This is a genomic window from Bacteroidia bacterium, from assembly GCA_020852255.1.
Taxonomy (GTDB): domain Bacteria; phylum Bacteroidota; class Bacteroidia; order JADZBD01; family JADZBD01; genus JADZBD01.
The window spans coordinates 14,907-30,765 of record JADZBD010000025.1; the positions used below are offsets into that span (position 1 = coordinate 14,907).

Consider the following 15,859-nt stretch of genomic DNA (forward strand, 5'->3'; position numbering starts at 1 on the left):
AGACGTGTTCTTACTTTTTTGTCTGGATCTTAAACTCGGTGCGCCGGTTCTTGGCGTGCTCGTCCTCCGTACACTCTACCCCATCCTTACACTTATTCAGCACTTTCTGCTCTCCCATTCCTTTACTTGTCAGGCGCTTTTTATCAATGCCTTTTGAGGCAATGTAATCTGCAGCGGCCTTCGCGCGCTTTTCAGACAGTTTTTGGTTGTAATCCGTGCTGGAGCGACTATCCGTGTGCGCATAAATCTCGATGGTGATGCCCGGGTTCATTTTCATTACCTGCACCACTTTATCCAGAACAATTCTGGCTTCAGGTAAAAGATCCCACTTATCGTATTCATAATAGATATTCTCGATGATGGTAATTGTATCCTTTTTTTCCGTGTTTGATTTCAGCTTCTGCACCTGGAGCCAGGGATCATCTACATAAATACTGGCCAGCGTTTTCTGTTCGGTAGGAAGCATCTCCCATTTGAATTTACCACTGAAGAGGTGAAAGTTCCCCAGCACCTTTCCTTTCTCATCCACCACAACCAGATTTTTAAAATTGAGCACTTGTGCGTCTTTCTCATCAATTTGTACGAGGTACTTTTTATCAGCAGGAAGAGAAACAAAAACAAAATCTCCTTTACCATCGGTAATGGCGGTCTGCACCACTTCACCCTTCTCGTTCACCACCAGCACTTTGGTATTGGTTAACGGGGTTTTGTTGTCGCCCAGAATCTTTCCTTTCAGGTCTATACGCAGGTCCTCGTCCTTCACTATTAAGAGGGAAAGACTCGTTTTATCTGAATGAATGAGTTTATACTTAAACCCACCCTGTGATACGGCTACTTCCTTCCCACTCTTATTCACGAAGTAAATTTTCTTCCCGTTAAGGTCGGCATCCTTCTCCTCAATCATGAGAAGGTAATTATCGTCGGTGGGAAGGTCAGTAAATACGAATGCTCCGAACGAGTTGGTGGTAGTAGTCTGAATCAGTTCTCCCTTTTCATTTTTAACATTTACACTGGTATTGGAAAGGGGCATCTTCTCTTCTCCCACCAGCAGGCTGCCGGCGATGGAAACAAAAGCATCCTCCTCTACCAGCTTTGGAAGTTTGGTCAGATCGGAAGGAAGCAGTTCAAAAACAAAGAGACCCTTTTGCCCGACCACTGTCTTTTTCACAATCCGGTTCTGATTGTCGGCCAGGTAATACTTATCCTTTAGTTGGGTGGGATCGTCCGACTCGATCATCACCATATAGTTTTTATTGGAAGGAACATGATCGAAACGAAAATATCCGAACTCATCGGTAACGGTGGTTTGCAGCACTTCCTTTTTATCATTGAGCAGGGCCACCTGAACATTCGCCGCCGCATCTTTGATATTTTTCGTCAGGAGTATCTTACCGCTCACATTGCTGATTTCAGCGATGCGGTAAAAGCCGTATATATCATCGCCGCCTGCACCCGGCCGGTTGGAAGTAAAATAGCCGCGATTCTTGTCTCTGAAACACATGCCGAAATCATCGGATGCAGTATTAACGGGATATTGCAGATTGGCCGGACTCTCCCACTTTCCCTCCTTCAGATGGGTGGAAAAAATATCCAGTCCTCCAAAACCGATATGACCGCTGGAAGAAAAATACAATACACCGTCCGGGCCACATCCGGGAAAAGTTTCGTCTCCTTTCGTATTCACCGGTGCACCCAGATTTACGGGTTTACCCCAGCCGCCGGACTCTCTTTTACACATCCAGATATCCTTCCCTCCCATTCCGCCGGGCATGTCGGAAACAAAAAACAAAATGTTTCCATCATTGGAATATGCGGGATGCCCTACGGAATAATCATCGGAGTTATATTCGAAAGGCACCGGCTCTCCCGGGCGGTTTCCATTCATGGTCACAAAGAAAAGTTTTGGCCGGTTGGTGAACTCTTTCCCTTTCTTTTTCTGATTATTCACTTTACAATAACAGGCTTCCTTTCCATCGGGAGCGAATGCGATAGGGCCGTTCTGAGATTCGTTATTGAACAGCACCGACAACGGAGTACCGTTACCATATACGGTTGAGTCGCCGCTTCGTTTCCCCTTACTGTAAAACACCACAAGGTTCGGGTTGCCGTTCCACTGGTTCGCGCCGCCGGATACCAGATCTAACTTTGATTCCGAGGCATAAACCAGTCCCTCTCCGAATATTACCGGAGAATATTCCGACAGGGAGGTATTCAGATCTTTCAGGGGATATACTTTATATGCGGCAGTCTGAACTTTCCATGCTTTCATTTCGTCCGACGAGCGAAGCAGCAATTTGCCTTTCTCATCAGACGGCACCAGGGCAAGATAGGTTCGCAGCTGTTCCCCGGCTTCATCGTACTTCTTATTATGCAGGAGCATTTCGGCATAATGGTAATACACTTTTGGATTAAGGGTTTTCATATTAACCAGGCGGCTATAGACTGCTTCCGCTTCCTTGTAGTTATTCATCATGCGGTAACATTCCGCAAGTTTGAACAACGCCTCCTCTTTTTTCTTCCCTTTGGCGGCCTTCCGGTACATTTTTGCCGCCATCGCATACTGATAGGTATTATAGTAACGGTCGGCCCGTTGAAGTCGCGACTGAGACGTAGCGGAAGCACTGATCCCGCAGAAGAATCCGACAAACAGCAGTATGAATAGTATTCTCCGGCTCCTCATTCCCTACAAGTATCGTGGTGTTAATGTTTTCGTAGTATTCCATCCTATACCATATCCCAGCATAAATTCGTGGCTTCCTCTTCCTACCGCTCCAATCCGGTTCAGTCCGTAATCGTAGGAATAGCCCATCCGTAAGTGATCGCTGATGTTCCATAAACCCAACAGGCTTACTCCGTATCCCATCCGGTATCCGGCACCCAGCCATACCTTATTATCTATAAGAAAATTACAATTTACATCCAGGTCAAGCGGAGCGGCCACCGTTGCCTTCAGTAAAATAGAAGGATTCATCACGAGATGTTCGCTGAGCTGAATTCCCACGCCCACAGGAAGAAAGAGGTGGGGTACCTGTGTTTCATTATAGAGTGTGTCGGATAATTCGTAAAGGCGATTCTGGTTCAGGTGTGTAATCGCCAAACCGGAGTAAAAAGATTTGGTGTAATAAAACATTCCGAAATCCGCGGAGATAACGGTCCACTGATCCTGACCATTATCCCCTGCAAACGGATCATTCAGATCACGGTATTTTATTTTATTCCAGTCGTAATGGTAACTGTTCACACCCATCTTCAGTCCGAAGGAAAGTTTTCCGGGTCCCAGTTTAATTCTGTAAGAGTAGGAACCCCGTATGCTTCCAATGCTTTTGGGTCCGATTTTTTCAGAGAGGAGTTCAACACCCACGCCGGCTTTTTTCTTCCCAATGGGCATCTGGAATGCCATGGACGAGTTCAGCGGGCCTCCGTCCATTCTGGTCCATTGCGTACGATGCTGCAGTACCACGTCCAGCACATCCCTGGTTCCTGCGTAAGCAGGGTTCATCGCAAGGTGATTGAACATATACTGTGTATACTGTGCATCCTGCTGCGACCATCCGGAGATGAACAGCAACAGGGAACAAAATGTGAATATCCGTTTCATATCCTTATCTCAATAATTCAATCCAGCCTTTAAATTCCTTCTGCGGTGTACTGATGATATAAAAATAGGTTGCAACGGGAAGCCGATCACCGTTGAAGTTGTCGCCTTTCCACACCACCGATGCATTATCATAATCGCTGGCTTTCCAAACAAGATCGCCCCAACGGTTAAACACGTACACCGTGTTCCTGACAGTATCAATTCCGTCAATAACCCAGGAATCATTAAATCCGTCGCTGTTGGGAGTAATGCCGTTAGGGATAAAAGCAGATGTGTCGGAGTAGGGAATAGAATCGTTCACGCGAACCGGCTGATGAAATCCCTGGGTCATCCAGCGTGTTCCGTCGGTAAGGCTGGTCACGAATGTTTCACCAAAAGTCCATGATAGTACCATATTCCCACTCACACCGGTTCCGCCTCCTCCTATTACGGAAGAGGAAATGGTTTGTGCCCGCATCGCGGACCACAATAACCAGACAAAAATCAGCAGTGGGAATTGTTTCATTTCACCAGAATTCTTCAATAAGAACATTGCTTGCATTCCAGCAACCGTTATCATACATAATTCCGGTAGCATTGCCTCCCAGGGTATAAACAAACAACTGGACTGCATGCCCTCCGGCGGGCACATTAGAAAAGTATCCCACCACCGTCACCGGTTCAAAGACCGACATGGGCACGCTATTATTGTTGTCTTTAAAATAAATGACCTTGCCCGATGCGTTCACACCCGGATTGCCGTCTATCCTCAATTCAAAAACACATCCGTTACTCCCTGACAAGTCGGCTACAGTCAAATGTGTTTGAAAGGTAATTTTAACTTTAGTGTTGGCCGACCCTTTAACAAAGGTTGCCAGATTATTGTTGAAGGGGGTGGCAATACTTGATGCAGACACCACCGTCTGACATGCGGGCGGGGTTACGCATGTTATCTGAGAGGCGGCAGCCCAGGAACCTGTTCCGGTATTATCGCTAACCATTATTTTCCCGCTCGCCTGGTTGCCGTCGTTCATGCGGATAGACCCTGTTACATCCAGCGGAGCCTGGGGAGCGGTGTTCAGAATTCCCATATAACCGGTATTCCCAAGAACGGAAAGCCGGTCAGCTCCGTTCACAGACAAAATCCAGTCACCGCTTGAGGTAACAAATGAATAGGCCTTTACGCTTCCCATAATTTTATACCCATAAAATGGCTGAGTTGAGTTGGTGGTACCATTTACATAAATTCCTGCCCAGAGAGCATCCGAGCCATCTACCTGTATCCCCGGATAGGTGCCTGAGGAAACATGTAATTTGTAACCTGGTGTTCCTATGCCTATCCCTACGTTCGTACCCGTATTGATTAAATTTGAATTGGCGAGCCAGGTGCTTCCGTTGTGATGAAGTGTTTGCCCCGAGAGACCTGCCGGTAACCCGGTAATCGTTGTCCAGGACAAAGTGCCCGATCCGTTGGTGACCATTGTTTGCCCATTCACTCCGTCGGATGCCGGAAATGAATAATTGTTCACTGTAAGGGAAGATGAAAAGCGACCGGTACCGATTACCTCCAATTTATAATTGGGTGTGATTGTTCCAATACCCACATCTCCGGCCGTGGTTACTTTAATGCGATCAAGGAAATTGGTTCTGAAGAGCAGATCGTTCCCATGAAGGGATACACCGTTTTGCCCTTCCAGCGTTAACGTGGTCGGGGAATAAATATCGGCACCGGTAATACCAAAAAAACCTATTTCTGTTCCGGTGGTGGTGCCGATCGTTAGCGGGAATGAAGGTGTGGCATTGTTGATTCCTATGTTTGTTCCGTCATTGAATAAATTGCTGGCGGCAGTCCATCCGGTTCCGTCATGATAGATGGTTTGACCAAAGGTTCCTGTGAGCGAAAAAGATCCGGTAGGGCCGGTAACGCCGGTGGAGCCGGTTGCGCCTGTGGGGCCGGTTGCACCCGCGGCACCGGTGGGACCAACAGTTCCGGTTGCGCCAGTGGGGCCGGTTGCGCCTGCAGGGCCGGTGGGGCCGGTGGGGCCTGCGGGACCATTGCCTGCCGTTTGTGCGTAAAGTGCGTAGGGTACCGACATCATCTGAGTGGTTCCGATAGAAAGAGTATTTGTTCCACCACTGGCATCAAGCAACACTTCCAGATAATAGGGTCCGGCTGACCAGTTAATCGTGGTGAAAGATCCGGTAAGATCCGGTGCTGAAGGATCTCCGATGCTAACAGAAAATAACCCGAATTGATTTGTTACCGCCGTATGTCTTTCAGAAAACACCACTGTTCCGGTCGGGCTTCCCTGATGCACAGCAAAATCCACCGTGATGGTTCCGCTGATCTCATTACCCGAAGCATCTCTTGCAATGCCCTGATATGGAATCAGGGACGGCGCCTGGCTAAAGCACAAATGCAGTGAACAAAACAAAATTGAAAAAGTAAAAATCTGTTTCATTGTTTACTTCGTTAATTCGATCCACCCGGACCGTGTTGGTTTGGTTGGAATTTGTATTACGTAGAAATAGGTAGCGGCCGGAAGTTCATCACCAGTTAGAGTGCACCTTCCGTCCCATGCGTTATTACGGTTATGATAATCACCGGTAGACCAAACCAGGTCGCCCCAGCGATTAAATACACTCACTTTGTTGCCGGGCTGGTTATCAATTCCCTCTATAAACCAGGTATCATTGAATCCGTCGTTGTTTGGCGAAAATCCGTTCCACACCTGTAACTGGCATGTATCATCCGGGTTAATGTACACTGAAACGTAATCCGTGTCGCGGCATCCGTTTGCATCCGTTACCAATAATTGATATGTAGTGGTGGACGAAGTGTTGCCGTTGGTAAACTGCATGTAAGGATTTTCAAGTCCTGAGGCCGGTGACCAGATATAACTGATTCCACCTGAACCGGACAAAGTGAAGGTAAAGTCCTTACAAACGGTGGTGTCTGTACCGGCGTTAGCTACTGGTTGAGGAAAAACAGTATAGGCAAATGCGGAAGGCAATCCGAAACAGGAAGTAAGCGCATCGTAATAAATGGTGTACACCGTATCCGTGCCGGGGAAAAGCCCGGTGAGTACGATAGGATTAGTGGTATTGGGAAATGAAAAATTTCCGCTAGCATCCCAGATTAACGCGCAGCCGAATGGCATATTGGTAGGGGTGATAACCAGTGGTTGCTGATCTACACAAATGCTGGTGGCGCCGCTCATTGCCGGGGCCGGAGGCGACTGTGTAAATGTAAGTTGTTGCGAACTGGAGGTGGTACATGGCCCCGGTGTGGTGTAGGTAATGGTATAGGTACCACCATTGAACGGTGGGAATGAGATGATATCTCCTGTGGCCGGATTCAGGTTCGAAGCGGGACCAGTCCACGAAAAAATGCCGCCGGGATGTGCAAGGTATTCCACCTCAACGATACCGGTATCTACTGTGCAGTAATTGGGTCCATAGGGAGGCTCATAATAAAAAGCCGGATCGTCCGGAGGCGGAGCGGTCACATTGAGCATGAAGGTATCATTACATCCCAAGTTGGTATAACTCACAGCAATGGTATATACGCCCGGACAAAGACCTGAAGCCGTTGGTGTAGTTTGCCCGGACGGGCTCCATAAAAAACCATAGCCTGAAACAACAGGACCTGTTATGACAGCAGAATTGTTACAGGAAGGAGTACAATGGAAGGAAGTTTGCTGCGGTTGCCATGCCATTTGGGATTTCAAACGGAAGGCAGTCCCGGTGGTGCATTGCGCCCCCCAGGAAAGCGCAGTATACTCACCCGCAGCGAGTCCGCTGATAATAAAATTGGGTGAAGCCTGTCCGATGACGTTGAACACCAGGGTTCCGCTGGCATTGTAAATCTGGCATGAATAAGGCGGGCTTTGTGCAATCACACTCAGATTGGCCATTCCGTTGGTGTCGTTCTTACACCCTGAATTTACGGTGGTGATTACCGAGGCGGTACAGCAGTTCAGGATGGCTTTGAAGTGATAATCTGCATCATATTTACAATCCGGTTGTGTGCCACTGCCGGTTTCAAAATCGGAGAGATGGTAAATATTCATGCTGAGATCATCCGGTGAAGTACAGCCGGGAAGTGTACGAACCTTCCACCGGAACGTCCAGGTACTACCCGGGTTGCTCACATCTCCTTTGTTGTCGGTAGGATTGTTATTGATGCTGGGAGGACCATCGTAAAAAAACCCATTCAGTAAATTACTGTTTTCATCCGGGATATTGTTATACCAGCCCCAGGAGCCCAAGCCGCTGGCCGGTTGGGTTGGTGGTGTGTTCACAGGTGTAAGACTGGATAGATCCCACCCCGGGCCTAAATCAGGAACAATTCCATGAAGCTGATCGCCTCCGAAAGGTTTGTACCCTTTTATCACGTAGGTGAACTCCACCGTATCGCCCGGAAAGAAGTGCCCCTGCACGGGAGGGGGATTCACAAACAGCCGGGAATTCTGCACACAGTCATCGCAGGGGTGCATCCAGTGAAATTTCATTGTAAAAGTAGCCTGGTCGGTGGAAGAGCCGCCAAAAACGCGCAGGTAATACGATTCGCCGGGCACCATCACATCACAACTAAGAAAGGCAGATCCTGCCGTTACAAAATCACAATTGATAGGAATCAGTGCATTGCAGGATGTCTGGCGGAGGTAGAGCTGCACACCATTTTGTCCGAGTCCGGAAACACCCACAGAAAGCCTCTCTGCCGTGGCAATAAATTTATACCATACATCCGCTGTTACAGGCGGTGCGTCGTTACCGCTCACGCAGCCAAAATAACCCGGTTTCAGCGGATCAGCGCTTGCACCAAAATTATTCCCTTGAAAAATATTGGTGTCAATGTCCCAGGTAGGACAGGACGCAGGATTTGTCATGGTCAGCGAGAAGGCGTTACAGGGATCATCGTTGCCCTGCGCCATGGAATAGCACGGAAGAAAAAGAACGAGGCAGGTAATCAGAAAAAACCTGCTTTTAAAACAATGCATCATTGACCGTTTCAGACCTGATTAGCTGTCTAAATTTACAAATAATAATGAAGCTGCTTTTAGTGGATTCTCACTCCCATGACCAATATGTCATCTACCTGATCTTCAGCCCCTTTCCAGTCTTCCAGAGCTTGTTCAAGGTTCTGCTTTTGGGCGGTCATCGGCAGGGTGTGATTTTTCAGCAAGAGCTGCCGGAACTGATTCACCATGAACTTTTTGCCCTTTAATCCTCCGAACTGATCAGCATACCCATCGGAGAACAGGTAGATTACATCCCCTTTCTGTACAGAGATTTTATGATTGGTAAAGTTCTTTTTTTCGCCCACAAAAACACCCACCGGGAATTTATTCCCTTTGATTTCCTGCACTTCTCCATCGCGGATAAAGTACAGCGGGTTGAACGCCCCGGCCACTTCCAGGATCATGGCATCAGGATCAAGGGCACAAAGCGTCATATCCATACCATCCTTGGTGGTAGATCCTTCTACGTTCTGGTGGAGCGATTCTCTTACTCCTTTTGAAAGTTCATCGAGGATCAGGCTGGGCTGCAGAGAAGGTACTTTAGCGACGGCCTGTTTTAGCTGGTTGTGTCCCACAATACTCATGATAGCTCCCGGAACACCGTGGCCAGTGCAGTCGATGGTAGCAAAGAATATCTTCTTCCCGACTTTTTCGATCCAGTAGAAATCTCCTGAAACAATATCCTTGGGTTTATAAAGTACAAACGATTCAGGAAGAAGACGGGAAACCACAGAGTCCGGAGGAAGAATAGCATCCTGCAGTCGTTTAGCATAGCGGATACTATCCGTAACGTGGTTGAACAGCACCTCGATTTTAGCCTTTTGAAATTCAATCTCCTGCTTCTGCTGCACCACTTCCGCTGTTCGTTCTTCCACTTTTTGTTCCAGCGAGCGCTCATTCTCCCGGAGGTCAAGGCGCATTTTCAGAAGCGCCTGCCCCAGCGTATCCTCTTCAGAAAGGGGTTTGTAATAGGATTCAAAGTTTCCGGATCCCACCTCGTTTGCAAATTCAGTGGTCATTTTCATAGCGGTAACGAGTTCATTGAGTGCGCGGGACATGTCGCCGATTTCGTCGCTTCTCTCCTTGATTTTTTCGGCGGGTAGCACTCCCTTGCTCATTCGAAACAGCACATTTTTCAGCTGTGTTACGGGCCGTACTATGGAAATAAGGGTAAAGAAAGCGATGAATATTCCACCCAGCGGCAACAATACACCAAGCAGAACCACCACCTGCTGCAGGGTAGAAAAGGAATCCTGCATTTCAGCTACTCGCACAGAAGCATTTTTCTGCTGAATGGAAGTAAGCTCCGCCAGCTCATCCAGTATGATGCGTGTTTTCTCACTGACTTCGCCGGTTTCGTCAATCATTTCGGTATAGGGAAACATCACAGAAGGGTCCTCATACGAATCAAAGGATCCGAGATCGCGCATGATATCCTTATGCAGGTCAAATAATTTATCGATCAGCGAAAAAATGGCTTCTATTGAAGTCCGTTCTTCGTCGCTCCAGTTGGCTGCGAGTGTTTTTATCCGGATCCGGAGATCGGGATACTGCTCGTAGATCAGGCTTTTTAGCTTCACTTTATCCTCGCTGGGGCCTTGCGTTTTCACCCAGGAATTGATCAGCATTTTGGAACGGATCACCAGCACATTCAGTTCCCGTAAATCGCTTACCGAAGGATTATAAAGGTTGGTAATCTTGTCGTTAATACGGGTACTATCCCGGATGGTGAGGATCGTAAGGGCAAAGGCCAGCAGAGTCAGGAATACGAGGATCCCGAAACCGAAACTGATCCTACGACCGATGGTAAGCCGCATGAATAAAAGTGCAAGTAGATTAAGACCCTGAAGGTACTATTTTTTATCCAGTAGCTCGAGTTCAGCCTTGATCTGAGCCTCTTTGTCGTTCTCGTGAAGCGAGAAGTAGATGCCCGAAAGAGAAACCAGGGTTTCTCTGCGTTTCGGATCCAGCTCATAGGCTTTCAGAGCATAAGGCAGAGCCTGTTTGAAAAACACCAGCGCTTTATCCTGCACCTGATCCATATCCAGGATATCTGTTTCATCACTCATATCGTTGATGACGCTTACTCCCTGGTTATAGTAGAGCACACAAAGATTATAGTAAGCCGTAACGTTTACTGAATCCATCTCCAGTACTTTCCGGAACATACCTGAGGTTACGTCCATGTATTCAAAATTCACTTTGCGGTTTGAAACAAATATCTCTTCCATTGCTGTACCCAGGGCGAGATAGAATTTAATATGGCTTGGACGGGAATCGAACGTTGGATCTGCGATCTGGTAACACTTTTTATAAATCTCAAAATATTCAATGGCGATTTTATAGGAATCCTTGGTAAAGAAGTCCGTGGAAGTATTGTAATAAGTAGATCCTAGGAATTTGAGCGACTGGTACACGCTGGCATCTACAAATTTCCGGGCCGTATCCAGCTCAATCACCTTGAAGAAGGAGCGCACCGATTCGTCACGGGCTTTAGAGCGCGAATCAGCGGCTTCAAAGTTCTTGAAGTATTCTTTATAAATGAGACCCCGGAGGTACCAGCTGTTCGGCATATTCATGGTGGCGGGATGCTCAACAACCCCGTTGATGACCCGGATGGCTGCTGCAAAATCTTTTGCAGAATAAAGGTCAATGGCTTTGTTCAGGCTGTCTACCTGCGCACCTGCCCATACCGGAAGGAGGAAGAAGAGCGATATGTGCAGCAGCTTTCTCATTCGATATTAATGGCCAGATTGGTAAGACTGCTGGAAACCTTGAGATCATATTTCTCGGCATTCGCCTTATTCAGTTCAAATTTCTGCTTGTTTTCCACCACGGTAAAGTTGATGGCCGCTCCCTGCTTGGCATAACCCGCCTTTTCCGTTATCAGCAAGGTGCTCTTGCCCTTGATCCGGTTGAGCACCTCCGAAATATTGCCGCTGAAATTCGGAGACACGTAGATCATGTGACACTGCGAAATATCCGAAGGCTTGGGAAAATATTTTATCTCGAACCGCTGGGATCCGATACTTTTGGGATTGAAGAACACATCTATCTCCTTCGCAAATCCTTCGTCGGCCAGAACCCCGATAATAAAGTTCCCGGACTTATATTTCTGCGGCCATTCAATGTACTTGGTGAAGTTGTACAAAAAAACAGCCTTGATCTTGGTGTTGGTGTCGGAAGCCAAAGGCGGAGCCAGTTTCACCAGATCGGCCGAAACCAACAGAAAAGAAAGCACCACTAAAGCAAACGCCTTTTTCATTCTTTCTGGCTACTTACAAACCCTGTTCCAATCCAGCTAATACTTTATATCTATCTGATTACGAGTAATTTATAAAGTGTCCGGTAAGCAGAACGCAAAGTTACCGAATTCGCTGAACATGGACAAATGAAGCCCTTGATTATAACAGAGTTGTGTTGATTTCTTTGGGGGAGGCCCTACGGAGTCCGGAGTCCGGTTTCATAGTTTTACTCCGTAACAATACCGCATTCCCTTATGCAGAAAGACAAGAAGATCTTCGTGCTGGACACCTCCGTAATAATTTATGATCACAATGCCCTCAAGAATTTCAAAGAACACGACGTGGTGATTCCGATCACGGTGCTGGAGGAGTTGGATAATTTTAAAAAAGGAAACGATACCAAGAATTTCTCTGCCCGGGAGTTCACCCGGTACATCGACAAAGTTTCGGGGAAAAACACCTTGCAGGAATGGGTGAATATCAACGGGAAAGGGCACGGGCTTTTTAAGATTGAGATGCATCAGTCGGCCAAACTGGATGCAGAACGCGTTTTCGGGGAAAGGAAGGCGGATCACCGCATTCTTAATTCCGCTCTTCACCTGAGCGAACAGTATCCTGACCGAAAGGTGATTCTGGTTACCAAGGACATCAATTTGCGCATCAAGGCAAAATCACTCAACCTGCTGGCAGAAGATTACGAGACGGGTAAGATTAAGGACCTGAGCGAGCTGTACACGGGAAAAACATATCTGGACAAGGTAAATCCCGCTGCGATTGATCAGCTCTACGAAAAGGGTTCATGTCCTGTGGATTTAGTGCTGAAAAAACAGAAGCCGCCTGCGAATCATTTTTATGTGATCAAGAGCGGTCAGAAATCGGTGCTGGGGCACTATAACCAGGAGGAAGGAAAGATTGAGCGCGTGCAAAAGAATTCTGCATTCAGAATCAATCCAAAAAACGCTGAACAGGCCTTTGCACTGCAGGCTATTCTTGATCCAAAGATTGCACTGGTAACGGTACAGGGGGTTGCCGGAACAGGAAAAACCCTTTTGTCGCTGGCCGGTGCGCTGGAGCAACGCCGCAATTTCCACCAGATTTACCTTGCACGCCCCATTGTTCCGCTAAGCAACAAAGACATCGGATATTTGCCCGGCGACATCAAGAGCAAGCTGAATCCGTACATGGAACCGCTGTGGGATAATTTGAAATACATCAAGAGTCAGTTCTCAGAAAAAGATAAGGAGTTCAAGCAGATCACCGAGATGGTAGAGAATGAGAAGCTGGTTGTTTGCCCGCTGGCGTACATACGGGGCCGAAGCTTATCGAACGTATTCTTCATTGTGGATGAAGCCCAGAACTTAACACCACACGAAGTGAAAACCGTGATCTCCCGCGCCGGAGAGAATTGTAAGATTGTGTTCACGGGTGATATCTTCCAGATCGACACGCCCTATCTCGACACTCAAAGTAACGGCCTCTCCTATCTTATTGACCGTCTGAAAGGCCAGGACGTGTATGCACATATAACGCTGGAAAAGGGCGAACGAAGTGAACTAGCCAACCTTGCTAATGATTTTCTGTAATAGCGAAATAGTGTCATCCTGAGTCTGCCGAAGGGTTTGCGAATGATTTTTTGTAAACCCTCCCGGTTTCTTCGCCATGTAGATATAATATTGCTCATCTTTCACCACGGTTGCTGTAACCATTTTGATCAGATGCACCTCCACATCGGGGGAAAGCACCTCGTTCTGGAGGAGGTGCGCGCCCTGGGCTGTGTTCACATTGGGTGGAGCGGATAATATAACAAGCACCGAATCGTGCGCCCGGATCTGTTCCGCTGCTGCTGCTATTACTTTATTGAAATCCACTGTTTTCTCACGTTTGCTGTCCCACTTTACAAATGTTCCCCACTCTCCACGCTCGGTGTAATAGGTATTTCTGTTCTGAAGCTCCGAAGGAATACAGGAGATCACAAAATCCGTAGCACCTATGATCTTCATGCCCGTAAGATGCTTCTGCTTTAAAAAGGTTACCGCTTCCGTGCTTCCCGAGAAAGGAACATTCACGTCTTTCATAAATGCCAGAATGCCTCCTGCAGCACTGATCGCCAATGCGGCAGGGAATACAAATTTTTTTACCTTATCTCCCCATCCGGCCAGCATGCTCTTGTCCTGCTCCGGCCTGAAATATTCCTTCAGCCAAAGACAGAGCAGCAGCAAAATCATAAAATGCCCCAGGTAACGACCATGCGTAAGAAGACTGTAATAGAATAATCCCAGCAGTCCGCAAATTCCCAGTGTAAAGACAATGAAAACACTCCGGTTTTGAATGAACATCAGTGCAAACGCGGCAATAACCATCAAAGGGAATACAGCTCCGGAGGTATGCGCATCAGAGATAAAAAAACTGGTATTCCAAAACTCAAGTCTTGAAACATCCGGAACAGAGAACCAGGTGGAAAAAACGCGCCAAACGCAGAACCACAAACGGTTAATATCGAATGCTCCTCTGGCATAAGGCACCGGGAACGTATTATCCGGCTCCGGCATCACCTGCCACACGGAAAGAACCGAGCCAGAAAGCCAGAAAAAACCTATGATCGCTATGGCGGCAGGAGAAATCTTCACCTGCTTTAGCTTCCCAAAATAATTTTCCAGGAATAATATTCCGAATACCGCTGTTCCCATCAGCATTCCGTAAATAGAAGTATTTGCTAATAGAAACAGGGTCAGCCCGGTCCAGAGGGGCTTTTCACCGGCTTTTTTGAAAAGTATGCAGGCAATAAAAACCAATAACAATCCCAATCCGTAACCCCGGGAAATCACGGCATATTCATAAAATAAAAAATAATTGAATGTGATCAGGGTGTTTATCACTCTGGAAAAAGGAGAAAAACGATGAAGGAGAAAAACAAATCCTGCAGCGATCAGCAGATGAAACACCTGCATCACTACCGGGTTCCAGGTGATTTTGGCGAAGATCCACAGAAACGTATGCCAGAGCATAGGGTTCCCTTCGTATCGCATATTCTGGTAAAGGTCTGCATACGAGGCCGCGTCGCGTGCCACGAGCCAGGCCTGATGCTCATCGCGCCACATTTCGTGATGGTACATGCCTGTACCGGCGAGAAGCAGAAACAAAGCGGTGATGAGGAACGGGAAATATGGTATCTCGTCGAAAATTCCTTTCACCGGAACCTTATGAACCGCCGTTGCCGCTTTTTTCTTCGACATTTCATAAAAATAGAAAAAACAGGGGATCAGGCACCGAACATATCCCATCCCAGCTTCAGAATGAGTGCGCTCACCACCACCAGAAAAAGAATCCTCACGAACCGGCTTCCCTGCTTTATAGCAACACGCACACCCAGCCAGGCCCCGGCCATGTTGAAAACAGCAATCAGCAATGCTACCGGCCAGATCACATTTCCCGTGAAGGCAAACCAGATCACGGCCGTGGCATTCGCAGCCACATTAAGAATTTTCGCGGCGGCCGACGCATGCAGAAAATCGTAACCGAAAACACCCACAAAGAAAAAAATAAAAAAACTTCCGGTACCCGGGCCGAAAAAGCCGTCATAGAAACCGATCAGGGCCCCGAAAACCGCTCCCAGCCACTTCGCTCTTGTTTCCGTGTGGTGATGACGGTGGTGCATCCCGAAATCTTTTCGAATGAACGTATACACGGCCACGGCAATGAGCAGAATAAACACCAACGGGCGCACTACCTCACGGCTGATCAAACTTACGCACTGCGCTCCCCCCACTGCCGCTATCAGCGACGTTACCAGCGCAGGCCACAACACCCGCCAGTTCAGGTTTACCTCCTTTGAATACCGGTAGGCCGACACGGAGGTGCCCATAATGGCTGCTGTTTTATTGGTGCCGAACATGGTGGTTACCGGTAATTCAGGCACAAGGATCATGAAAGCAGGAATGGTAATGAGTCCGCCTCCGCCCACGATGGAGTCTACAAATCCGGCCAGAAAAATCAAGCCGCACAGCCACACAAGA

The 15,859-nt window shown here is 47.7% G+C and carries 12 protein-coding genes; 1 reads left to right on the forward strand and 11 read right to left on the reverse strand.

Annotated features, from left to right (window positions below; genetic code table 11):
• Positions 1–10: 10 nt before the first annotated feature.
• The 9 genes from IT233_13495 to IT233_13535 are packed head-to-tail and all read right to left on the reverse strand — an operon-like array spanning position 11 to position 11,866.
• Positions 11–2,680 (reverse strand): OmpA family protein, encoded by a 2,670-nt coding sequence (locus IT233_13495; GenBank protein MCC7303649.1) that lies wholly within the window; start codon positions 2,678–2,680, stop codon positions 11–13.
• A 3-nt stretch (positions 2,681–2,683) separates the two neighbouring features.
• Entirely contained in the window at positions 2,684–3,598 is a 915-nt protein-coding gene (locus IT233_13500; GenBank protein ID MCC7303650.1) for a type IX secretion system membrane protein PorP/SprF, read from the reverse strand.
• A 4-nt stretch (positions 3,599–3,602) separates the two neighbouring features.
• A complete protein-coding gene (locus IT233_13505; GenBank protein MCC7303651.1) occupies positions 3,603–3,959 on the reverse strand; it encodes a gliding motility-associated C-terminal domain-containing protein in 357 nt (118 codons plus the stop codon).
• Between the two features lie 7 nt (positions 3,960–3,966).
• Positions 3,967–4,065, reverse strand: coding sequence for a hypothetical protein (locus IT233_13510; protein MCC7303652.1), 99 nt, complete (start codon positions 4,063–4,065; stop codon positions 3,967–3,969).
• Between the two features lie 39 nt (positions 4,066–4,104).
• Positions 4,105–6,039: a collagen-like protein gene (locus IT233_13515; protein ID MCC7303653.1), complete on the reverse strand. Its 1,935-nt coding sequence runs from the start codon at positions 6,037–6,039 to the stop codon at positions 4,105–4,107.
• 3 nt (positions 6,040–6,042) lie between these two features.
• The gene (locus tag IT233_13520; protein ID MCC7303654.1) at positions 6,043–8,580 is read right to left on the reverse strand and encodes a gliding motility-associated C-terminal domain-containing protein; all 2,538 of its coding nucleotides are present in this window, start codon (positions 8,578–8,580) and stop codon (positions 6,043–6,045) included.
• Between the two features lie 59 nt (positions 8,581–8,639).
• Positions 8,640–10,418: a SpoIIE family protein phosphatase gene (locus IT233_13525; GenBank protein ID MCC7303655.1), complete on the reverse strand. Its 1,779-nt coding sequence runs from the start codon at positions 10,416–10,418 to the stop codon at positions 8,640–8,642.
• 36 nt (positions 10,419–10,454) lie between these two features.
• The gene (locus IT233_13530; protein MCC7303656.1) at positions 10,455–11,336 is read right to left on the reverse strand and encodes a hypothetical protein; all 882 of its coding nucleotides are present in this window, start codon (positions 11,334–11,336) and stop codon (positions 10,455–10,457) included.
• Positions 11,333–11,866, reverse strand: coding sequence for a YfiR family protein (locus IT233_13535; protein MCC7303657.1), 534 nt, complete (start codon positions 11,864–11,866; stop codon positions 11,333–11,335). The genes IT233_13530 and IT233_13535 overlap by 4 nt, the downstream gene beginning before the upstream one ends.
• Before the next feature lie 234 nt (positions 11,867–12,100).
• On the opposite strand from IT233_13535, the gene IT233_13540 reads away from it, so the two are divergent.
• Positions 12,101–13,429 carry a PhoH family protein gene (locus IT233_13540; GenBank protein ID MCC7303658.1) on the forward strand — a complete coding sequence of 443 codons (1,329 nt, stop codon included), beginning with the start codon at positions 12,101–12,103 and terminating at the stop codon, positions 13,427–13,429.
• Here IT233_13540 and IT233_13545 read toward each other — a convergent pair.
• Complete coding sequence (locus IT233_13545) at positions 13,400–15,079, reverse strand: hypothetical protein (GenBank protein ID MCC7303659.1); 1,680 nt, start codon at positions 15,077–15,079, stop codon at positions 13,400–13,402. The two genes, IT233_13540 and IT233_13545, sit on opposite strands and share 30 nt — an antisense overlap.
• Before the next feature lie 26 nt (positions 15,080–15,105).
• Positions 15,106–15,855 (reverse strand): TSUP family transporter, encoded by a 750-nt coding sequence (locus tag IT233_13550; GenBank protein MCC7303660.1) that lies wholly within the window; start codon positions 15,853–15,855, stop codon positions 15,106–15,108.
• Positions 15,856–15,859 lie beyond the last annotated feature (4 nt).

Excerpts from the sequence above, each read along its gene's own strand:
- IT233_13520 (MCC7303654.1), bottom strand. The coding sequence starts at position 8,580 with ATGCATTGTTTTAAAAGCAGGTTTTTTCTGATTACCTGCCTCGTTCTT.
- IT233_13525 (MCC7303655.1), bottom strand. The coding sequence starts at position 10,418 with ATGCGGCTTACCATCGGTCGTAGGATCAGTTTCGGTTTCGGGATCCTC.
- IT233_13530 (MCC7303656.1), bottom strand. The coding sequence starts at position 11,336 with ATGAGAAAGCTGCTGCACATATCGCTCTTCTTCCTCCTTCCGGTATGG.
- IT233_13545 (MCC7303659.1), bottom strand. The coding sequence starts at position 15,079 with ATGTCGAAGAAAAAAGCGGCAACGGCGGTTCATAAGGTTCCGGTGAAA.
- IT233_13540 (MCC7303658.1), top strand. The coding sequence starts at position 12,101 with ATGCAGAAAGACAAGAAGATCTTCGTGCTGGACACCTCCGTAATAATT.
- IT233_13495 (MCC7303649.1), bottom strand. The coding sequence starts at position 2,680 with ATGAGGAGCCGGAGAATACTATTCATACTGCTGTTTGTCGGATTCTTC.
- IT233_13500 (MCC7303650.1), bottom strand. The coding sequence starts at position 3,598 with ATGAAACGGATATTCACATTTTGTTCCCTGTTGCTGTTCATCTCCGGA.
- IT233_13535 (MCC7303657.1), bottom strand. The coding sequence starts at position 11,866 with ATGAAAAAGGCGTTTGCTTTAGTGGTGCTTTCTTTTCTGTTGGTTTCG.
- IT233_13515 (MCC7303653.1), bottom strand. The coding sequence starts at position 6,039 with ATGAAACAGATTTTTACTTTTTCAATTTTGTTTTGTTCACTGCATTTG.